At 69.9% G+C, this 20208-nt stretch carries 19 protein-coding genes; all 19 read left to right on the plus strand.

The features are described 5' to 3' along the window. Nucleotides 1-186: 186 nt before the first annotated feature. The 19 genes from ACMXN5_RS21590 to ACMXN5_RS21680 all read left to right on the plus strand — a co-directional run bounded on the left by ACMXN5_RS21590 (nt 187) and on the right by ACMXN5_RS21680 (nt 20208). Nucleotides 187-1479 (plus strand): homoserine dehydrogenase, encoded by a 1293-nt coding sequence (locus tag ACMXN5_RS21590; RefSeq protein WP_439676600.1) that lies wholly within the window; start codon nt 187-189, stop codon nt 1477-1479. 6 nt (nt 1480-1485) lie between these two features. Next, entirely contained in the window at nt 1486-2568 is a 1083-nt protein-coding gene (gene thrC / locus ACMXN5_RS21595; RefSeq protein WP_439676601.1) for a threonine synthase, read from the plus strand. A gap of 775 nt (nt 2569-3343) precedes the next feature. Beyond that, on the plus strand, nt 3344-4258 hold the full coding sequence (gene thrB, locus ACMXN5_RS21600; RefSeq protein WP_380033763.1) for a homoserine kinase: 915 nt from the start codon (nt 3344-3346) through the stop codon (nt 4256-4258). 574 nt (nt 4259-4832) lie between these two features. Beyond that, a complete protein-coding gene (gene rho / locus ACMXN5_RS21605; protein ID WP_439676602.1) occupies nt 4833-6953 on the plus strand; it encodes a transcription termination factor Rho in 2121 nt (706 codons plus the stop codon). A 203-nt stretch (nt 6954-7156) separates the two neighbouring features. Beyond that, nucleotides 7157-7381: a 50S ribosomal protein L31 gene (gene rpmE, locus ACMXN5_RS21610; protein ID WP_078975440.1), complete on the plus strand. Its 225-nt coding sequence runs from the start codon at nt 7157-7159 to the stop codon at nt 7379-7381. A gap of 180 nt (nt 7382-7561) precedes the next feature. Next, nucleotides 7562-8629 (plus strand): peptide chain release factor 1, encoded by a 1068-nt coding sequence (prfA, locus tag ACMXN5_RS21615; RefSeq protein ID WP_078975439.1) that lies wholly within the window; start codon nt 7562-7564, stop codon nt 8627-8629. Nucleotides 8630-8639: 10 nt separating this feature from the next. After that, nucleotides 8640-9485 (plus strand): peptide chain release factor N(5)-glutamine methyltransferase, encoded by an 846-nt coding sequence (gene prmC / locus ACMXN5_RS21620; RefSeq protein WP_439676603.1) that lies wholly within the window; start codon nt 8640-8642, stop codon nt 9483-9485. 145 nt (nt 9486-9630) lie between these two features. Beyond that, entirely contained in the window at nt 9631-10278 is a 648-nt protein-coding gene (locus ACMXN5_RS21625) for an L-threonylcarbamoyladenylate synthase (RefSeq protein ID WP_078975437.1), read from the plus strand. Further along, complete coding sequence (locus ACMXN5_RS21630; protein WP_379994970.1) at nt 10275-10937, plus strand: arsenate reductase/protein-tyrosine-phosphatase family protein; 663 nt, start codon at nt 10275-10277, stop codon at nt 10935-10937. The genes ACMXN5_RS21625 and ACMXN5_RS21630 overlap by 4 nt, the downstream gene beginning before the upstream one ends. 138 nt (nt 10938-11075) lie before the next feature. After that, nucleotides 11076-12359: a serine hydroxymethyltransferase gene (gene glyA, locus ACMXN5_RS21635; protein WP_439676604.1), complete on the plus strand. Its 1284-nt coding sequence runs from the start codon at nt 11076-11078 to the stop codon at nt 12357-12359. A 256-nt stretch (nt 12360-12615) separates the two neighbouring features. Further along, nucleotides 12616-13971, plus strand: coding sequence for an MraY family glycosyltransferase (locus ACMXN5_RS21640; RefSeq protein ID WP_439676605.1), 1356 nt, complete (start codon nt 12616-12618; stop codon nt 13969-13971). Nucleotides 13972-14205: 234 nt separating this feature from the next. Further along, entirely contained in the window at nt 14206-14571 is a 366-nt protein-coding gene (locus tag ACMXN5_RS21645; protein ID WP_379994976.1) for a hypothetical protein, read from the plus strand. Between the two features lie 118 nt (nt 14572-14689). Next, entirely contained in the window at nt 14690-14872 is a 183-nt protein-coding gene (locus ACMXN5_RS21650; protein ID WP_078975432.1) for an AtpZ/AtpI family protein, read from the plus strand. Between the two features lie 87 nt (nt 14873-14959). Further along, the gene (gene atpB / locus ACMXN5_RS21655) at nt 14960-15775 is read left to right on the plus strand and encodes a F0F1 ATP synthase subunit A (RefSeq protein ID WP_439676606.1); all 816 of its coding nucleotides are present in this window, start codon (nt 14960-14962) and stop codon (nt 15773-15775) included. A 76-nt stretch (nt 15776-15851) separates the two neighbouring features. Next, entirely contained in the window at nt 15852-16085 is a 234-nt protein-coding gene (atpE, locus tag ACMXN5_RS21660; protein WP_201260819.1) for an ATP synthase F0 subunit C, read from the plus strand. Nucleotides 16086-16147: 62 nt separating this feature from the next. Continuing rightward, complete coding sequence (locus tag ACMXN5_RS21665) at nt 16148-16675, plus strand: F0F1 ATP synthase subunit B (RefSeq protein ID WP_235618905.1); 528 nt, start codon at nt 16148-16150, stop codon at nt 16673-16675. Then, nucleotides 16675-17490 carry a F0F1 ATP synthase subunit delta gene (locus ACMXN5_RS21670; protein WP_078975429.1) on the plus strand — a complete coding sequence of 272 codons (816 nt, stop codon included), beginning with the start codon at nt 16675-16677 and terminating at the stop codon, nt 17488-17490. Before ACMXN5_RS21665 ends, ACMXN5_RS21670 begins: the two co-directional genes overlap by 1 nt. Nucleotides 17491-17635: 145 nt before the next feature. After that, complete coding sequence (gene atpA, locus ACMXN5_RS21675) at nt 17636-19279, plus strand: F0F1 ATP synthase subunit alpha (protein ID WP_078975428.1); 1644 nt, start codon at nt 17636-17638, stop codon at nt 19277-19279. A 20-nt stretch (nt 19280-19299) separates the two neighbouring features. Beyond that, nucleotides 19300-20208 (plus strand): F0F1 ATP synthase subunit gamma, encoded by a 909-nt coding sequence (locus tag ACMXN5_RS21680; RefSeq protein WP_078975427.1) that lies wholly within the window; start codon nt 19300-19302, stop codon nt 20206-20208.

The following is a 20208-nucleotide window of genomic DNA, read 5'->3' on the forward strand; positions in this document are numbered from 1 at the left end:
ACGGCAGAAAATCACGGGAGAAAATCCCGTCGACACCGAGTCGAACCGCAAGAATTCCCGTCTCGGATCCTGGACCGCAGCCGGTTCGGGGCCTGATCCGAGCGACACTTGTCGGCACTGCCCGTCGCCGGAAACCCGCCGGGGCGGCAGACTCGGACAACCTTTGTCTTCGAGAAGTGAGGTCGGATGATGCGTACGCAGCCGCTGAAGGTGGCGCTGCTCGGTTGTGGTGTGGTCGGCTCCGAAGTGGCCCGCATCATGACGACGCACGCGACCGACCTCGCCGCCCGGATCGGGGCCCCCATCGAACTCGCCGGCGTGGCCGTACGCCGGGCCGGGCGCGAGCGCGCGGGCATCGACCCCGCGTTGATCACCACCGACGCCGTCGAACTCGTCAAACGCGACGACATCGACGTGGTGGTCGAGGTGATCGGCGGCATCGAGCCCGCCCGCGGGCTGATCCTGTCCGCGATGGAGCACGGCGCCTCGGTGGTCTCGGCCAACAAGGCCCTGCTCGCCGAGGACGGCTCGACGCTGCACGCCGCCGCCGCGAAACACGGCGTGGACCTCTACTACGAGGCCGCCGTCGCCGGCGCCATCCCGCTCCTGCGCCCGCTGCGCGAGTCGCTGGCCGGCGACAAGGTCGAGCGGGTGCTCGGCATCGTCAACGGCACCACCAACTTCATCCTGGACCGGATGGACACCACCGGCGCCGGCTTCGCCGAGGCGCTGGACGAGGCCACCGCGCTCGGCTACGCCGAGGCCGACCCGACGGCCGACATCGAGGGCTTCGACGCCGCCGCCAAGGCCGCGATCCTGGCCGGCCTGGCGTTCCACACCCGGGTGACCGCGGCCGATGTGTACCGCGAGGGGATCACCGAGGTCAGCGCCGCCGACGTGGCCTCGGCCAAGGCGATGGACTGCGTGGTGAAGCTGCTCGCGATCTGCGAGCGCGGCGCCGACGGGCAGAGCGTGAGTGCTCGCGTACACCCCGCGATGATCCCGCGCTCGCACCCGCTCGCTTCGGTGCGCGAGGCGTACAACGCGGTCTTCGTCGAGTCGGAGGCGGCCGGGCAGTTGATGTTCTACGGCCCCGGCGCGGGTGGCGCGCCGACCGCCAGCGCGGTCCTGGGCGACCTGGTCGCGGTCTGCCGCAACAAGCTCTCCGGCGCCACCGGGCCCGGCGAATCGGCCTACGCGGCGCTCACCCCGCAGCCGGTGGGCATCGCCCGCACCCGCTACCACCTGAGCCTGGACGTGGCCGACCGCGCCGGTGTCCTGGCCCAGGTGGCCGCGGTCTTCGCCCAGCACGACGTGTCCATCGACACGGTGCGTCAGCAGGGCCGGGACGGGGATGCCACACTCGTGATCGTCACCCATACCGCCACCGACGCCGCGCTCGCGGCGACCGTCGCCGATCTGCGCGGTATGGACATCGTCCGTGACATCGCAGGCATCATGCGGGTCGAAGGGGAGTAGAGGACCGTGAGCGCGCTCAAGGAAGGCGTCCGCACCACGCAGTGGCGCGGGGTCATCGAGGAATACCGCGACCGACTGCCGGTCTCGGCGAGCACACCAGTGGTCACTCTGCGTGAGGGTGGCACGCCGCTGGTCCCGGCCCAGGTGCTCTCCGAGCGCACCGGATGTGATGTTCACCTCAAGGTCGAGGGGGCCAACCCGACCGGGTCCTTCAAGGACCGCGGGATGACGATGGCCATCTCCAAGGCCAAGGAGGCGGGTGCCCAGGCGGTCATCTGCGCCTCCACCGGCAACACCTCGGCCTCCGCCGCGGCGTATGCGGTGCGTGCCGGCATGGTGTGCGCCGTACTCGTCCCGCAGGGCAAGATCGCGCTCGGCAAGATGGGCCAGGCCCTCGTGCACGGTGCGCGCATCCTGCAGGTCGACGGCAACTTCGACGACTGCCTGACCCTCGCCCGCGATTTGGCCGAAAAGTATCCGGTCGCGCTGGTGAACTCGGTCAACCCGGTGCGCATCGAGGGCCAAAAGACCGCCGCCTTCGAGATCGTGGACATGCTCGGCGACGCGCCCGACATCCACGTGCTGCCGGTCGGCAACGCGGGCAACATCACCGCGTACTGGAAGGGCTACAACGAGTACGCCGCCGACGGCCTCGCCGCCCGCCGCCCGCGCATGTGGGGCTACCAGGCGGCCGGTTCGGCGCCGCTGGTCAAGGGCGCGCCGGTGCTCTCGCCGCAGACGATCGCCACCGCGATCCGGATCGGCAACCCCGCCTCGTGGGACCTCGCGATCGCCGCGCGGGACGAATCCGGCGGCCACATCGAGTCGGTGACCGACCGTCAGATCCTGTCGGCGTACCGGCTCCTGGCCGCGCAGGAGGGCGTCTTCGTGGAGCCCGCGTCCGCCGCGAGTGTGGCCGGATTGCTCCAGGCGGCCGAACAGGGCCGGGTCGACCCGGGCCAGCGGATCGTCTGCACCGTCACCGGCAACGGCCTCAAGGACCCCGACTGGGCCGTCGCCGGCGCGCCCAAGCCGGTCGTCGTCCCGATCGACGCCGCCGCCGCGGCCGGGCAACTCGGCCTGGGCTGACCGCACCGCACCACGCCCGCAGCGACCACGACGCGTCGGCCACCCACGAAAGCGGGTGGCCGACGCGCACGCGCGCCGACGACACGCGCGACAACCACCGACTTCGGTACGGATACGTGTAACGCCCACACAGGCCGAGTCGCACCCGCGAAGCCGATACCCGCGCGGCCGACACTCCCGAAGTCGAATTCCCTCCGAAGCCGCACACCCGCCGAATATCCGCCGGGAAAGCCGCCGACCAAGCGTGCGACTCGGGAAAATTCACAAGTCGAGGGACCGGGCGGGACACCCCCGGGCGAGCCCCACCACGGCCCCGTCGAGCCATTCGGCGGGCGTACCCGATGCCGCCACCCGCCCGGGCGTTCCGTCGGCGCACCCGCCCGAAGTGCCTGGTCGGCGCCCCGACCCGATCCGCACGACGGCCGTCCGGCGTGGCCGTTCGGGCACGCCGCCGGCAGGAACACCCGATCGGCGCACGATCGGCGACAAGATCGAATCAGGTCGGCCCATGATCGACCGTCGACCGCCCTCGGACCTTTGGATCCCATTTCCGGTACCAATCCCACGACGCGGTGGTTACGGTGTCCCGCGAGGGAACGCACCTTCGGTAGGCTGATCACCGGACGCGACCTTCCACTCGTTCCGCGGCGCATGCCGCCCGAGTCTCGCGTCTGTTCCTGCCGTTCCGCAGCACCCGCGATTTCCCGAATGCGTCACCGGTTCGGACCGCCCCGCGAAGGTGCCCGGAACTCCACGAGGAGGAGTGTCCACGCGTATGGCCGGCCCCGCATTCCGTGCCGCCCCCGTCCGGGTTCGCATCCCGGCCACGAGCGCCAACCTGGGTCCCGGGTTCGACGCGTTCGGACTCGCGCTCGGACTGTACGACGACGTCGCGATCCGGGTCGCGGACGAGGGCTTGTCGATCGACATCGCAGGTGAGGGCGCCGACGACCTGTCCCGTGACGAGAACCACCTGGTCGTTCGCGCGGCCCACGCCGCGTTCGAGGCGATGGGCGGCCGTCCGCCCGGCCTGGACGTCGTCTGCGCCAACCGCATCCCGCACGGCCGCGGCCTGGGCTCGTCGGCCGCCGCCATCTGCGCCGGGGTGATCGCCGCCCGGGCGCTGACCATAGGCGGCGCCGAGCGGCTCGACGACGAGGCCGCGCTCGCCCTGGCCACCGAACTCGAAGGCCACCCCGACAACGTCGCGGCGTGTCTGCTCGGCGGCTTCACCATCGCGTGGACCGACGAGGACGGCCCCCGGGCGGTGCGATCGAGCCCCGACCGGGGTATATCTCCCGTCGTGTTCGTACCTTCCACCCCGCTGTCCACCGAGGTCGCGCGCGGTCTGCTGCCGGCCAAGGTGACCCATCGCGACGCCTCGGCGAACGCGGCGCGCGCCGCGCTGCTGGTCACCGCGCTCACCTCGCGGCCCGACCTGCTCTTCGCCGCGACCGAGGACCGACTGCACCAGACGTACCGGGCGCCCGCGATGCCGGCGAGCGCCGAATTGATCGACAAGCTGCGCGCACAGGGGATGGCCGCGGTCGTCTCCGGCGCGGGGCCGACCGTACTCGCCCTGGTCACACCGGACCGCGTGGACGAGGCGATCGGCACTGCCGGGCCCGATTGGGTGGTTCGGCAATTGGACGTGGACGGGGCCGGAGCAAGCGTCATGCCACTGGCGTGACCTGCGTACTCGCCGTTCGTTGGCAGTACGCCCGGTAGGTCGGAACCGGACCGACGGCATACTCGGCGCAGCCGGGCGGCGGGCCGGCGACGGCGGTGGATCCGTTCACTCCACTGCACTACCGCAGGAAAAATGGGCTGCGCCGGGGGAGCGATGGGGTGGGGGAATGTCTCTTGGGTCCGGTAGTGTTAGCGTCATCACCGCACCAGATCCCCCGCCCGCATAGGGTTGGGCGCGTTCGGTGCTCTGTGGCCACGATCCTTTGGGAGTTTCCCCTCCTGCCTGTCCTTCGTGACGAACGTGGCTCCCCGATACAGACCGGCGGGACCACCGCGCCGCGTCGAGCTCATCCCGGGGACCCGAGGGCTGTTCCTTCGCAGGAAATCGAGCCCCTACAGGAATACGAGCCCCCACAGGCATACATGAGCCCGATCCTCGCAGTACCGGGCACATTTTCGACGATTCCCGCCATCCGGCGGACCACCGCACCGGACCGCACTGGAAGCGGGACGGACAGCACAACCGGTCGCCGAGCCCCCTCAAGGCCGACGCCCGCTCCAGGGAAGGACCCTTCGTGAGCGACACCACCGAACTCATGGACGCAACGCCGCAGGCCGCGTCCGCCTCGGGTGACGCGGCTGCCACCGCGGACGCCCCCGCTCCCGCCACGCGGCGCCGCCGCTCGACGGGCACCGGCCTCAACGGCATGGTGCTGGCGGAGCTGCAGCAGGTCGCCACCGGTCTCGGCATCAGCGGCACCGGCCGCATGCGCAAGAGCCAGCTGATCGAGGCCATCCAGGCGAAGCAGGGTGGTTCGGACGCCGCTCCCGCCGCCGCTGCCGCCACGAAGCCGGCCCGGGCGACCAGGGCCAAGGCCGCCGCCGCCACCGCGGCGGACAACGGCGCGGCGCCCGCCGAGGCCCCCGCCGTCGCCGCCGAGGCGCCGGCCGCGGAGGCGCCCACCCGGACCCGCCGGGCCGCCCGCACGCGGGTGGCGGTCGAGACCGCCGCACAGATCGAGATCCCGGAGCAGGCCGCCGCCGAGGCGCCCGCCAACGGGCGTGGACGGCGTGAGCAGGGCGAGCCGACCGCCGAGGTCGCCGAGACCGGCACGCGCCGTCGTGGCGAGCGGGCCGAGCGCACCGAGCGCGCCGAGCGCCCCGCCGAGGAGCAGGGCGAGCAGCGCGAGGGCGGCGAGCGCGAGGGCCGCCGCGAGCGGCGCGAGCGCGGCCAGAACCGGCGCGACCGCGGCGAGCGCAACAACGAGCGCGGCGAGCGGACCGAGCGCGGTGAGCGTGCGGAACGCGGTGAGCGTGCGGAACGCGGCGAGCGTGGCGACCGCGGCAACGAGCGCGGCGAGCGCGGCAACGACCGCGGCGACCGGGCCGAGCGCGGCGAGCGCGGCAAGCAGCAGCAACAACAGCAGCAGGACAACGGCCCGCTGGACGACGACGACTTCGAGGGCGGCGGCCGTCGGCGTCGTGGCCGCTACCGCGACCGCAACCGTCGTCGCGGCGGCCGTGAGGGCTTCGAGACCAACGAGCCCGTGCTGGCCGACGACGACGTCCTGGTCCCCGTCGCGGGCATCCTGGACATCCTCGACAACTACGCCTTCGTGCGGACCTCGGGCTACCTGCCCGGCTCCAACGACGTGTACGTCTCGCTCGCCCAGGTCCGCAAGAACGGCCTGCGCAAGGGCGACGCGATCGTCGGCGCGGTGCGTCAGCCGCGCGACGGTGAGCGCCGGGAGAAGTTCAACGCCCTCGTGCGGCTGGACACGGTCAACGGCATGGAGCCGGAACAGGCCCGCCAGCGCGCCGACTTCAACAAGCTGACCCCCCTGTACCCGCAGGACCGGCTGCGCCTGGAGACCGACTCCAGCGCGCTGACCACGCGGATCATCGACCTCGTGTCGCCGATCGGCAAGGGCCAGCGCGGTCTGATCGTCGCGCCGCCGAAGGCGGGCAAGACGATGGTGCTCCAGGCGATCGCCAACGCGATCACCGTGAACAACCCCGAGTGCCACCTGATGGTCGTGCTCGTGGACGAGCGCCCCGAAGAGGTCACGGACATGCAGCGGTCGGTGAAGGGCGAGGTCATCTCCTCGACCTTCGACCGACCCGCCGAGGACCACACGATCGTCGCCGAGTTGGCCATCGAGCGGGCCAAGCGCCTGGTCGAGCTGGGCCACGACGTGGTCGTGCTGCTCGACTCGATCACCCGCCTGGGCCGCGCGTACAACCTCGCGGCGCCCGCCTCCGGCCGCATCCTGTCCGGTGGTGTCGACTCGACCGCGCTGTACCCGCCGAAGAAGTTCTTCGGCGCCGCGCGCAACATCGAGAACGGCGGCTCGCTGACCATCCTCGCCACCGCGCTCGTCGAGACCGGCTCGCGCATGGACGAGGTGATCTTCGAGGAGTTCAAGGGCACCGGCAACATGGAGCTCAAGCTCGACCGCAAGCTCGCCGACAAGCGCATCTTCCCGGCGGTGGACGTGGACGCGTCCAGCACCCGCAAGGAAGAGATCCTGATGGCGCAGGACGAACTCGCGGTGGTCTGGAAGCTGCGCCGGGTGCTGCACGCGCTCGACCAGCAGCAGGCGATCGAACTGCTCCTGGACAAGATGAAGAAGACCAAGAGCAACGGCGAGTTCCTCATGCAGATCCAGAAGACGACGCCGATGCCGAACGACTAGTCGATCCGACTGGTCGTCGTACGCAAGACATGGCAGCGCGTCCGCCGGGAGGGAATGCCGCGACCCCGATCGTGGTTGGGCGGTACAGACCCTGATTTGGGTCCGGTCGCCCCCTCCTGGCAGACTGCTCTGTCGGCCCCGGTTCACGTGATGCCCATTCGGGCGTACGACCCGGCGCCCTCCCGAACCTCAAGGAGACTCCCGTGAAGCCCGACATCCACCCCGAGTACGTGGAAACCACCGTCACCTGTGGCTGTGGCTCGACGTTCACCACGCACAGCACCGCGACGAGCGGCCAGATCCGCGTCGAGGTCTGTTCGCAGTGTCACCCGTTCTACACGGGGAAGCAGAAGATCCTCGACACGGGCGGCCGGGTGGCGCGCTTCGAGAAGCGTTTCGGTACGCAGCCGGTGGCCGGCAAGAAGTAGCGACCCTGCGGCGCCGGAGGAGCGGTGGGCCTTGTCCAAGGTCCGCCCCGCCCCTCCGGCGCCGTTCGTTTGTCTCCGGAAGCCGTACTCCGGAAGCCGGTCCCGAAAGCCCGTCCGGCTCCGGTAGCCCCGTCGTCACCGATCCCGCCGAGTTCGCGGCCACAACCAGAGGAGCCCCCAGTGTTCGAGGCGATGGACGACCTGCTCGCCGAGCACGCCGACCTGGAGCGGCAACTCGCCGACCCGGCCGTGCACACTGACCAGACGCGCGCCCGCACCCTCGGGCGGCGCTACGCCGAACTGGGGCCGATCGTGGACGCCTACCGGCAGTGGTCGAGCGCCGCCGACGACGTCGAGGCGGCCCGCGAACTGGTCGCCGAGGACCCGGACTTCGCCGCCGAGGCGGCCGAGGCCGAGGAGCGCCGCGAGGAGTGCGCGGAGAAGCTGCGCCGACTGCTCGTGCCGCGCGACCCGGCCGACGACAAGGACGTGATCCTGGAGGTCAAGGCGGGCGAGGGCGGCGAGGAATCCGCCCTGTTCGCGGGCGACCTGCTGCGGATGTACCTGCGCTACGCCGAACGCGCGGGCTGGAAGACCGAGATCCTCGAGTCCAACGAGTCCGACCTCGGCGGCTACAAGGACGTCCAGGTCGCGGTGAAGACCAAGGGCAACCCCGCGCCCGGCGAGGGCGTCTACGCCCGGCTGAAGTTCGAGGGCGGCGTGCACCGCGTACAGCGGGTCCCCGCCACCGAGTCGCAGGGCCGCATCCACACCTCCGCGGCGGGCGTCCTGGTCCTGCCCGAGGCGGAGGACGTCGAGGTCGAGATCAACGCCAACGACCTGCGCATCGACGTGTACCGCTCGTCGGGTCCCGGCGGCCAGTCGGTCAACACCACCGACTCCGCGGTGCGCATCACGCACCTGCCCACCGGCATCGTGGTCTCCTGCCAGAACGAGAAGAGCCAGCTCCAGAACAAGGAGTCGGCCATGCGCATCCTGCGCGCGCGGATGCTCGCCGCGGCCCAGGAGGAGGCCGACAAGGAAGCCTCCGACGTGCGCCGCAGCCAGGTCCGCACGGTGGACCGCTCCGAGCGCATCCGGACGTACAACTTCGCGGAAAACCGGATTTCCGACCACCGCGTGGGCTACAAGGCGTACAACCTGGACCAGGTGCTCGACGGCGATCTCGATCCGGTCATCCAGGCGTGTGTGGACGCCGACATGGCCGCCCGGCTCGCCCACCAATAACGGAGACGAGATGAATCTGCTGCTCGCCGAGGTGGCCCAGGCCACCCTGCGACTGGCCGACGCGGGCGTTCCCTCTCCGCGCTTCGATGCCGAGGAACTGGCGGCGTACGTGCACGGCGTCAAGCGTGGCGCCCTGCACACGGTCGCCGACGGGGACTTCGACGCGCGGTTCTGGGAGGCCGTCGCGCGCCGCGAGGCCCGCGAGCCGCTGCAGCACATCACCGGGCGCGCCTTCTTCCGCTACCTCGAACTCGAGGTGGGTCCGGGCGTGTTCGTACCCCGCCCGGAGACCGAGGTGGTGGTCGGGTGGGCGATAGACGCGCTGCGCGCGATGGACGTGGCCGAGCCGCTCGTGGTGGACCTGTGCACCGGCTCCGGCGCGATCGCGCTCGCGGTCGCGCAGGAGGTGCCGCGCTCCGTGGTGCACGCGGTCGAGCTGGACCCGGGCGCCTACGCCTACGCCGAACGCAACGCGAGCGGGTCGCGGGTGATCCTGCACCGGGGCGACGCGCTCTCGGCGCTGCCGCAGCTGGACGGCACGGTCGATCTGGTGATCAGCAATCCGCCCTACGTGCCGCTGGAGGAGCGGGACGAGATGGCCCCCGAGGCGCGCGACCACGATCCGGAGCTGGCGCTGTTCTCCGGGCCGGACGGGCTCGACTTCATTCGGGTCCTGGCCAAGACCGCCTACCGCCTGTTGCGGCCCGCGGGGCTCGTGGTGGTCGAGCACGCGGACACCCAGGGCGGCGCGGTGCCGTGGATCTTCAACGAGGAGGCCGGCTGGGTGGACGCGGCCGACCACCGCGATCTGACCAACCGCCCCCGCTTCACCACCGCACGCAAGGAAGGCGCGTGAACCGCGCGCCCCGCCCGGCGGCCGGATCCGCGCGGCCCGCACCACCCGTACCGCCGGCACCACCCGCATCACCCGTATTGCTCGCATCACTCGTACCCCCCGCTTCGCCCGTACCGCCCGTACCGCTTCCGGAGGTAAGTGCCCGATGAGCCGACGCTACGACTGCTCCGACGCGATGGACCGCGGGCTCGGGCTGCGGGAGGCGACCGGGTCGATCAAGCGCGGCGATCTGGTCGTGCTGCCGACGGACACCCTGTACGGCATCGGCGCGGACGCCTTCACCCCGCACGCGGTGCACGCGCTCCTGGACGCCAAGGGCCGCGGTCGCAACATGCCCTCGCCCGTCCTGGTCGGCTCGCCCAACACGCTGCACGGGCTGGTCACCGGCTTCCCCGAGGTCGGGTGGGAACTGGTCGACGCGTTCTGGCCGGGGGCGCTGACCATCGTGGCCTTCCACCAGCCGTCGCTGATGTGGGATCTGGGCGATACGCGCGGCACGGTCGCGGTGCGCATGCCGCTGCACCCGGTGGCGATCGAGCTGTTGACCGAGACCGGGCCGATGGCGGTCAGCAGCGCGAACCGGTCCGGCAACCCGGCGGCGACCACGGTCGACGAGGCCGAGGCGCAGCTCGGCGATTCGGTGTCGGTGTACCTGGACGGCGGCAGCTGCCCCTCCACCGCGCCGTCCTCGATCGTCGATCTGACCGCCGGCCGCCCCCGGCTGCTGCGTGAGGGTGCCCTGTCGTTGGAGACGTTGCGTGAGGTCGTTCCCGACCTGGAGGGCGTGAATTGACCGCGCCCCCTCCGGTCGGCCGGCCCCTCGGGCACACCTACGGGCCCTACGGCTCCGCGGCCGACTCGTTCCGGATCCTGTTCGTGTGCACGGGGAGCATCTGCCGCTCCCCGATCGCCGAACGGCTGGCGCGGCTCGGCCTGCAGCGCCGGCTCGCCGCGGACGACGCGGTGCGGCTGAGCGTGCAGAGCGCCGGGACCTGGGGCCACGAGGGCGCGCCGATGGAGCCGCACGCGGCCGAGGTGCTGCTCGAATACGGCGCCGACCCGGGCGACTTCCACGGGCGCGAGCTGCTCGACGAGCATGTCGCCGAGGCGGACCTGGTGCTTACCGCGACCCTGGACCACCGCGCGCACGTGGTGTCCATGGGGCACGCGTCGGGCCTGCGCACCTTCACGCTGAAGGAGTTCACCCGCCTGGTCGCGGTGCTGGAACGGGCTCCCTACCCCGAGCGCGACCTGGTCCAGCGCGGGCGTTCGCTCGTGCGGGCCGCCGCGGCGCTGCGCGGGCGGTTGGCCGCGCCCGATCCGGAGTGGGACGAGGTGGCCGATCCGTACGGCGCGCCGCTGAGCGTGTTCCGGGCCTGCGCCTCCGACATCGGCTCGGCCCTGGACCCGGTCCTGACCGCGCTCACCGGGCACCCCGCGCACACGCACTGACCGGCGCGCCCCCACGGGCCCCGGAGCGTTGGCGCGCACGGCCCGACAACGGCGCGGAATCGCCCCCGGAAGGCCCTGTCCGTGTCCGGACCCCCGCCCTATCGTGGAGAGGTCCCTGCGGCCTTGAGGAGCGATGCCATGGGCACTCCCGACGCCCCGTCAACTCCCTTCTGGGGACCGGACTTCCTCGCGCTGCGGCGAGAGGATCCGGAGATCGCCGAGGTGTTGCTCGGCGAGTTGGCCCGGCAGCGCGGCGGCCTCCAGTTGATCGCCGGGGAGAATTTCACCTCCCCGGCGGTGCTCGCCGCGCTGGGCAGCACGCTCGCCAACAAGTACGCCGAGGGTTATCCCGGGCGGCGCTACTTCGGCGGTTGCGCCGAGGCGGACCGGGCCGAGCGGCTCGCGGTGGACCGGGCGCTGGCCCTGTTCGGCGCGGAACACGCCAACGTGCAGCCGCACTCGGGCACCGCCGCGAACCTGGCGGTGTACGCGGCGCTGCTGAGCCCAGGCGAGACGATCCTGGCCATGTCGCTGCCGCACGGCGGGCATCTGACCCACGGCTCGCGGGTGAACTTCTCCGGTCGTTGGTTCCACGCGGTGGCCTACGGGGTCCGCGAGGGCGACGAGCGGATCGACTACGACCAGGTCCGGGACCTGGCCCGGGCGCATCGGCCCCGGCTGATCGTGTGCGGTGCGAGCGGATATCCGCGCCTGGTCGACTTCGCCGCCTTCCGCCGCATCGCCGACGAGGTGGGCGCCTACCTGATGGTGGACGCGGCACACTTCGCGGGACTGGTCGCGGGCGACGCGACGGCCTCGCCGGTCCCCTGGGCCGACGTGGTCACCGCGACCACGCACAAGGTGCTGCGCGGGCCGCGCGGCGGGCTGATCCTGTGCCGCGAGGAGTTCGCCGAGCGGATCGACCGCGCGGTGTTCCCGTTCAGCCAGGGCGGCCCGCACATGCACGCGGTGGCCGCGAAGGCGGTCGCGCTGCGCGAGGCGGGCACCCCGGCGTACCGCGCCTACGCGCGCCGGGTGGTGGCCAACGCGCAGGCCCTGGCGCAGGGTTTGCAGGCCGAGGGGTTGCGGCCGGTCACCGGCGGTACCGACACCCACATGGCGCTGCTGGACCTGCGGGGGATCGGGGTGAGCGGTCGGGACGCGGAGCGCCGCTGCGAGCGGGCCGGGATCACCCTGAACAAGAACGCGATCCCGTTCGACCCGGCCAAGCCGATGATCGCGTCCGGGATCCGGGTCGGGACGGCCGCGGTGACCACGCAGGGGATGACCGAGACGGACATGAAGGAGATCGCCCTGCTCCTGGGCCGCGCGGTGCGCGAGGACGACCCGGCGGTCCTGGGCGAGGTGCGGGCGGCGGTCGGCGAGCTGGTGGCCACACATCCGGCCTACCCGGGGCGGTGAGAGCCGGCGGGAGTGTTCGGGCCGGCGGGCCCGCCGAGACCTATGCGACCGACGGGCCGCAATCGCCCTCCGGGGTGGCTGGGATCAGGGTGTTTGTGGTTACGTGTGGGGCGACGGGCCGGTGGTGGCACCACCGAGCTTGGTGCGATCGTCCCTCGCCGGTGCAGGTTCGGCGATTCTCCCGGTGAGCGGCGGCACGTCTAGTCTGATGCCCGTGCTGCCGCTGGGATGTGCCGAAGCCGGGGACGGTTGAGTCTTGCGCGAATACCTGCTCACGCTGTTCGTCGCCGCCTCGGTGACCTACCTGCTGACGGGCGCCGTCCGCCGCTTCGCGATCGCCGCCGGGGCGATGCCCGAGATCCGCGCGCGCGACGTGCACAAGGAGCCGACGCCGCGCCTGGGCGGGTTGGCGATGTTCGGCGGATTGTGCGCGGGCCTGCTGATGGCCCGGCATCTGCCGGTGCTCTCCGAGGTGTTCACCGCCGCGACCGACGTGCAGGCGCTGCTGTCCGGGTGCGCGCTGATCTCGGTGCTCGGGGTGATCGACGACAAGTGGGGCGTCGACGCGATCATCAAGCTGCTCGGCCAGGCGCTCGCCGCGGGTGTGATGGTCTGGCAGGGCATCGTGATCCTGTGGTTGCCGATCCCCGGCTACGGCCCGGTCAGCCTGACGCCGACCCAGGGCACGCTGCTGACCATCGGGATAGTGGTCATCACGATCAACGCGGTGAACTTCGTGGACGGCCTGGACGGCCTCGCGGCCGGGATGGTGTGCATCGCCGCACTCGCGTTCTTCGGATATTCGTACCGATTGTGGTTCGGTTACGGTGTCTCGTCGGCGGCGGCACCGACGCTGTTCAGCGCGCTGTTGATCGGCATGTGTGTCGGCTTCCTGCCGCACAATCTGCATCCGGCGCGCATCTTCATGGGGGACTCGGGGTCGATGCTGATCGGCCTGATGCTCGCCGCGTCGGCGGTCACCCTCACCGGGCGGATCGACCCGGAGGCGATCACCGCGCAAAACGGCGGTTCGATGGCCTTCACCACGCACAAGCTGGTGCCCGTCTACATTCCGCTGGTGTTGCCGTTCGCGGTGCTGATAGTGCCGCTGATGGACCTGGTGATGGCGGTCGGCCGGCGCGGCTGGGCCGGGCGTTCGCCGTTCGCGGCGGACAAGGGGCACCTGCACCACCGGCTCCTGGAGATCGGCCACTCGCACAGTCGCGCGGTGCTGATCATGTACTTCTGGTCCGGGCTGATCGCGTCGTTCACGGTGCTCATCTCGGTGCGGCCGGAACGGCGTCCGATCGTCTACGCGGGACTGGGCCTGATCGCCATCGGCCTGGTGTTCCTGATGCTCCCGCGGTTCAAGCCGCACGTGCCGACGGAGCTGCACAACGTGGTTCCGCCGCGCTATCGGCGGCTCCGGCGCGGGAGGCGCGGTGCGAACGTTCCGGCCGACACGATGGTTCCCGGCGAATCAGACGGCGTACGGCCGAACGGGGCAACCGCCACACCCGCAACAGAGTCCTCGGAAAATCCCACGGACCCCTCCCGACCTGCGCATTTGCCTGCGGGGAGAGGGGCGCGAAAGGGTGGTGCAGGGCTGTGAGCTTGTACACACGAACGGGTAAAGCTCTGCTCAAATAGTTTGTGATATCGTTCACGAACCAGGATCAATGGCCGATGAACCCCCAGCAACGAGGGTTCTGGTCCTTCACGGCCAATCCCGAGCGTTGCGTCGCTCCGAGCCCTGCTCGGACGACTGATCCGCCCCCTGCCCCCCACTGATGCCGGAGTCACCGACATGCAGGCCAACGACGTCCGCCTTCTCCGTGGTTCGGTCGTGCCCACGACCGCCGCCGGAGTGATCGCGGCAGTTGCGGCTCTGCTCGCGGCCGGTGGCAAAGGACTTCTCGGCGCGGTGTTCGCCACCGTCGTCGTCCTGGCCTTCTTCGTGATCGGCCAGGTCGCGATCGGTCGGATCTCGCGCGACAACCCCATGATGATGATGAACATGGCGTTGTTCACCTACATCGTGCAGATCCTGCTCCTGGGGTTGGTTCTGTTCCTGTTCAAGGACACCGAGGCGTTCGACACGAAGGTGTTCGGGCTCACCATCCTCGGGGCCACGCTGGTCTGGGTCGCCTCGCAGGTGTGGGTCTTCACCCGGCTGAAGATCGCCTATGTCGAACCGGATGGAGAGCGATGACATACGCACAGCGCCCTTCCGGGCCGGCGCGGTGTTCAGCCTCGCCGCCGGTACTGCTAATGTCCGGGGCGTCATGAGCGAGAGAGGCCCCCGTCCACCGGACCGAGAGAATCGGGCGATGGACGGTGCCGCATGGTCGAGTGTCGGTTATCTGCTGAGCGGCATGCTCATCTACGGCGGCATCGGCTGGCTGATCGACCGGTGGACCGGCCACTCCGCACTGTTCCTGCCGATCGGCCTGGTCGTCGGAATCGCTCTGGCCCTTGTTCTGGTCTTTGTCCGCCACGGCAGGTCCTCCTGACCGGGCCCTGTTGCGTGCCGCTCCGTGGCCCCTCGCCACGCCGACACATCGAGGTAGCCGAAAACATGCTTCACGACGAAGGAGTCGGTGGTGACTGCTGACGTCCAGACGCTCGCCAGCGAGAGCGGATGTCACCTGTTCTCCGGGTGCGGCTTCCCCTCGCCCGGGCTGAACGTCTTCGAGTTCAAGCCGATCTTCTCCATCGGGGCCTTCGACTTCACGAAGCCGATGTTGCTCGCGCTCATCTCGATGCTGCTGGTGATCGGCTTCTTCTGGAGCGCGTTCGCCAAGCCCAAGATGGTGCCGCGCGGCGCGCAGAACGTCGGCGAGTTGGGCTACCTGTTCGTTCGCGACAACATCTCGCGGGAAACGATCGGCAAGAAGGGTGACCCCTACGTCCCCTTCCTGTTCTCGATCTTCTTCTTCGTCTGGGTCATGAACGTGATGGCGATCATCCCGTTCGCCCAGTTCCCCGCGACCTCGCGAATCGCCTTCCCGGCATCGATCGTCGGCATCGTGTGGGTGACCTACCTGGTCCTCGGCATCAAGAACCAGGGCTTCGTCGGTTACTTCAAGAACATGATGTTCCCGCCCGGTCTGCCGAAGGCGATCTACTTCCTCCTCGCCCCGATCGAGCTGCTGCAGGGTCTGATCACCCGGCCGTTCACCATGGCGGTCCGACTGTTCGCGAACATGTTCGCCGGACACATGCTGATCGTGACGTTCAGCGTCGGCGCCTGGTACCTCCTGGGCTTCCACATCGGGGCGCTCTACTCGGCCACCTCGTTCGTCGTGGTCGTCGTGCTGACCGCGTTCGAGCTGATGATCCAGGCGCTGCAGGCGTACATCATCACGCTGCTCGCGGCGTCCTACATCTCGACGTCGCTCGAAGCCGAGCACTGAGAGACCCGCAGACCTTTCTCTCCTCGACCGTCGTCCGGTGGATCGTCCATCGGCCTCGAAAAAAGGATCAGTTCCCATGATGAACCTCGCCGCCGAAGGCGTTTCTGGCAGCCTCGGTTCCATCGGTTACGGCCTCGCCGCGATCGGCCCCGGCATCGGTATCGGCATCATCTTCGGTAACGGTGTCCAGGCGATGGCCCGTCAGCCCGAGGCCGCCGGCCTGGTTCGCCAGAACATGCTGCTCGGCTTCGCCCTCGCCGAGGCGCTCGCCCTCATCGGCGTCGTCATGCCGTTCGTCTACGGCACCTGATCAACCCGCTACGGACGGAAGGTCCTCACACCGTGATTGACTTCGCCAACAGCGAGGAGAAGATGAACCCTCTTCTCCCGCCGCTCGACGAGATCATCATCGGTGGCGTGGCGTTCCTCATCGTTTTCGGTTTCCTGTGGAAGGTCCTCCTTCCCAAGATCGCGAAGACGCTGGCGGACCGTACGGACGCCATCGAGGGCGGTCTCAAGCGCGCCGAAGAGGCGCAGGCCGAGGCCCAGGCCGAGTTGGAGCGCTACCGCACCCAGCTCGCCGAAGCCCGTCGCGAGGCCGGTCGCCTCACCGAGGACGCCCGCGAGCAGGGTGCCGTCGCCATCGCGGAGATGCGCGCCGAGGGCCAGCGGATCAAGGACGAGATCGTCACCGCCGGCCACACCCAGATCGAGGCCGACCGCAACCAGGCCCAGAACGCGCTGCGTCAGGACGTCGGCAAGCTCGCCGTCTCCCTCGCGTCGCGCATCGTCGGGGAGTCGCTCGAGGACGAGGCGCGTCAGCGTCGGGTCGTCGACCGCTTCCTGGAGGAGCTGGAAGTCAAGGCTTCCGCCGGAGCGAGCTCGGAGAAGGTGCGCTGATGCAGGGCGCCAGCAGGGAATCCCTCGCCGCGGCTCGTGAGCGCTTGGACGCGCTCGCGACCGCGACCGGTACCGACATGGTCGCGTTGGCCCAGGAACTCCACTCCGTGGTGATCCTGCTCGACAAGACGGTGTCGCTGCGTCGGGTCCTCACCGACTCGACGCGCTCCGGGGAGGCCCGCGCGGCCTTCCTGGCAGAGCTTCTGTCCGGTCAGATCTCCGGAACCGCGGCGGATCTGCTCGGCGGACTCGTGCGTACGCGCTGGTCGCGGCCGACCGACCTGGTCGACACGATCGCCGAACTCTCGGTGTCCGCCGAGCTGATCGCCGCAGAGCGCGACGGCAGGCTCGACGAGCTGGAGGACGAGCTCTTCCGTTTCGGCCGGATCGTGGCGGGCGAGCGCGAACTGCGCTCGACCCTGACCGACCCGGGCGTGGCGAACGAGCGCAAGGCGGAGCTGGTCTCCGGTCTGCTGGAGGGTCGGGCCCAGCCCGTCACCCGGCGACTGGTCGCCAGGCTTGTCGCACACCCGCGCAGCCGTAACCTTGAACACGGGCTCGAGTCGTACGCGCGCCTCGCCGCCGATCGCCGGCGTCGCATGGTCGCGTTGGTCACGGTCGCCCTGCCCCTCACCGAGGAGCAGCGCACCCGTCTGGCCGCGGCGCTGGGCCGGATGTACGGCCGCGAGATCCACCTCAACGTGGAAATCGATGCCGACGTCATCGGCGGGGTCCGCGTGGAGATCGGTGACGACGTCATCGACGGCACCGTGACCACACGTCTCGAAGAGGCGGGCCGACGGCTCGCCGGTTGAGACACCGGACGACAGGGGTGTCGTCGACCGTCCGGGAAAACCCCCGGACCGGACCGGCGACCCCCACAGCAGCACCGCGGTTCCGTACGACAAGCGACGGACAGCGGACCGTTAACCCCACCACCTAGGAGAGCAGGGACACCAGATGGCGGAGCTCACGATCCGGCCGGAGGAGATCCGGGACGCGCTGGAGCGCTTCGTCGCCTCGTACGAGCCGGAGACTGCCGCGCGCGAAGAGGTCGGTACCGTCACCGAGGCGTACGACGGCATCGCCAAGGTCGAGGGCCTGCCCTCGGTCATGACGAACGAGCTGCTCAAGTTCGAGGACGGCACCCTCGGTCTGGCGCAGAACCTCGACGTCCGCGAGATCGGTGTCGTCATCCTCGGTGACTTCAGCGGTATCGAAGAGGGCCAGAAGGTCCGTCGTACGGGCGAGGTTTTGTCGGTTCCGATCGGTGACGGCTACCTGGGTCGCGTCGTCGACCCGCTGGGCCAGCCGATCGACGGCCAGGGCGAGATCGAGTCCGAGGGCCGTCGTGCCCTGGAACTGCAGGCCCCCGGCGTCATGATGCGCAAGTCGGTCCACGAGCCGATGCAGACCGGCATCAAGGCGATCGACGCGATGACCCCGATCGGCCGCGGCCAGCGTCAGCTGATCATCGGCGACCGGCAGACCGGCAAGACCGCGGTGTGCCTGGACACGATCATCAACCAGCGCGACAACTGGCGCTCGGGCGACCCGAAGAAGCAGGTTCGCTGCATCTACGTCGCGATCGGCCAGAAGGGCACGACCATCGCGTCCGTGCGCCGCTCGCTCGAAGAGGCCGGCGCGCTGGAGTACACCACGATCGTCGCCGCCCCGGCCTCCGACCCGGCCGGCTTCAAGTACCTCGCCCCGTACACCGGTTCGGCCATCGGCCAGCACTGGATGTACCAGGGCAAGCACGTTCTCATCGTGTTCGACGACCTGTCGAAGCAGGCCGAGGCGTACCGCGCCGTGTCCCTGCTGCTTCGTCGTCCGCCGGGGCGCGAGGCCTACCCCGGTGACGTCTTCTACCTGCACTCGCGTCTGCTCGAGCGTTGCGCGAAGCTCTCGGACGACCTCGGCGGCGGCTCGATGACGGGTCTGCCGATCATCGAGACCAAGGCCAACGACGTGTCGGCGTACATTCCGACCAACGTCATCTCGATCACCGACGGCCAGTGCTTCCTGGAGTCCGACCTGTTCCTGCAGGGCGTGCGCCCCGCGGTCAACGTCGGTATCTCGGTCTCGCGAGTCGGTGGCTCGGCGCAGATCAAGGCGATGAAGAGCGTCGCGGGTCGACTCCGCGTCGACCTGGCCCAGTACCGCGAGCTGGAGGCGTTCGCGTCCTTCGGTTCCGACCTGGACGCCACCTCCAAGGCTTCGCTCCAGCGTGGTGCGCGCATGGTCGAACTGCTCAAGCAGGGTCAGTTCGAGCCGTTCGCGATCGAGCTCCAGGTCGTCTCGATCTGGGCCGGTACCACCGGCAAGCTGGACGAGGTGCCGGTGCAGGACATCCGTCGCTTCGAGAAGGAGCTGCACGAGTACCTGCAGCACAAGCACGCGGGCCTGCTCACCGGGATCGTCGAGACCGGCAAGCTGGAAGACGACACTGTGATGGCGCTCACCGACGCGGTGGACTCCTTCAAGCAGACGTTCACCAAGTTCGACGGCGAGCCGTTGATCCAGGACGTGGCGCCTGCCGGTCTGACGAAGGAAGACGTCGGCCAGGAGAAGATCACCCGTCACGTGGCCAAGTCCGAGTAAAGAACGGAGAACCCTGACCAATGGGAGCCCAGCTTCGGGTCTACCGGCGTCGGATCCGTTCCGTGTCGGCGACCAAGAAGATCACGCGCGCCCAGGAGCTCATCGCGGCGTCGCGGATCGTGAAGGCGCAGCAGCGCGTCGCGGCCTCCAAGCCGTACGCCGACGAGCTGACGCGCGCCGTTTCCGCGGTCGCCACCTTCTCCAGCACGCAGCACCCGCTGACCACCTCGGTGGAGCGGCCCACCCGGGCCGCGGTGCTGCTGGTTACCAGTGACCGCGGTTTCGCGGGCGGCTACAACTCGAATGCCATCAAGGCCACCGAGCAGCTGGTCAAGCTGCTCGAGGACGAGGGCAAGACGGTCGACCGCTACGTGATCGGGGCCAAGGGCATCGGATTCTTCCAGTTCCGCGACGTGGACCTGGCCGGGCAGTGGAAGGGATTCTCCGACCGCCCCGAGTACTCCGACGCCAAGAAGGTGGCAGGTGAGCTGATCGACGCGTTCGTGACGCCCACCGACGAGGGCGGTGTGGACGAGATTCACCTCGTCAGCACCGAGTTCGTCTCCATGCTCACGCAGAACCCGGTCGCGGTGCGGGTGCTCCCGTTGGCGGTCGAGGAGACGGACGAGCCGCCGGCCGGCGGTCCCTTCCCGCTCTACGACTTCGAGCCCTCGGCCGAGGGTGTTCTCGACGCACTGCTGCCGCGGTACGTGGAAAGTCGCATCTTCAACGCCCTGCTGCAGTCCGCCGCTTCCGAGCACGCGGCCCGCCGGCGGGCGATGAAGTCGGCGACCGAGAACGCCGAAGACCTCATCCGGACCCTCTCTCGACTGGCGAACAATGCCCGCCAGGCCGAGATCACCCAGGAAATCAGCGAGATCGTCGGTGGCGCCAACGCCTTGGCCGACGCGACCGCGGGGAGTGATTAG

The sequence above is a fragment of the Embleya australiensis genome (assembly GCF_051903075.1).
GTDB lineage: Bacteria > Actinomycetota > Actinomycetes > Streptomycetales > Streptomycetaceae > Embleya.

What these genes read in the sequence shown, in the direction of transcription:
- ACMXN5_RS21590 (WP_439676600.1), top strand. Translation starts at nt 187, where the DNA reads ATGATGCGTACGCAGCCGCTGAAGGTGGCGCTGCTCGGTTGTGGTGTG.
- thrB (WP_380033763.1), top strand. Translation starts at nt 3,344, where the DNA reads ATGGCCGGCCCCGCATTCCGTGCCGCCCCCGTCCGGGTTCGCATCCCG.
- prmC (WP_439676603.1), top strand. Translation starts at nt 8,640, where the DNA reads ATGAATCTGCTGCTCGCCGAGGTGGCCCAGGCCACCCTGCGACTGGCC.
- ACMXN5_RS21625 (WP_078975437.1), top strand. Translation starts at nt 9,631, where the DNA reads ATGAGCCGACGCTACGACTGCTCCGACGCGATGGACCGCGGGCTCGGG.
- glyA (WP_439676604.1), top strand. Translation starts at nt 11,076, where the DNA reads ATGGGCACTCCCGACGCCCCGTCAACTCCCTTCTGGGGACCGGACTTC.
- ACMXN5_RS21650 (WP_078975432.1), top strand. Translation starts at nt 14,690, where the DNA reads ATGGACGGTGCCGCATGGTCGAGTGTCGGTTATCTGCTGAGCGGCATG.
- atpE (WP_201260819.1), top strand. Translation starts at nt 15,852, where the DNA reads ATGATGAACCTCGCCGCCGAAGGCGTTTCTGGCAGCCTCGGTTCCATC.
- ACMXN5_RS21665 (WP_235618905.1), top strand. Translation starts at nt 16,148, where the DNA reads ATGAACCCTCTTCTCCCGCCGCTCGACGAGATCATCATCGGTGGCGTG.
- ACMXN5_RS21670 (WP_078975429.1), top strand. Translation starts at nt 16,675, where the DNA reads ATGCAGGGCGCCAGCAGGGAATCCCTCGCCGCGGCTCGTGAGCGCTTG.
- atpA (WP_078975428.1), top strand. Translation starts at nt 17,636, where the DNA reads ATGGCGGAGCTCACGATCCGGCCGGAGGAGATCCGGGACGCGCTGGAG.
- ACMXN5_RS21680 (WP_078975427.1), top strand. Translation starts at nt 19,300, where the DNA reads ATGGGAGCCCAGCTTCGGGTCTACCGGCGTCGGATCCGTTCCGTGTCG.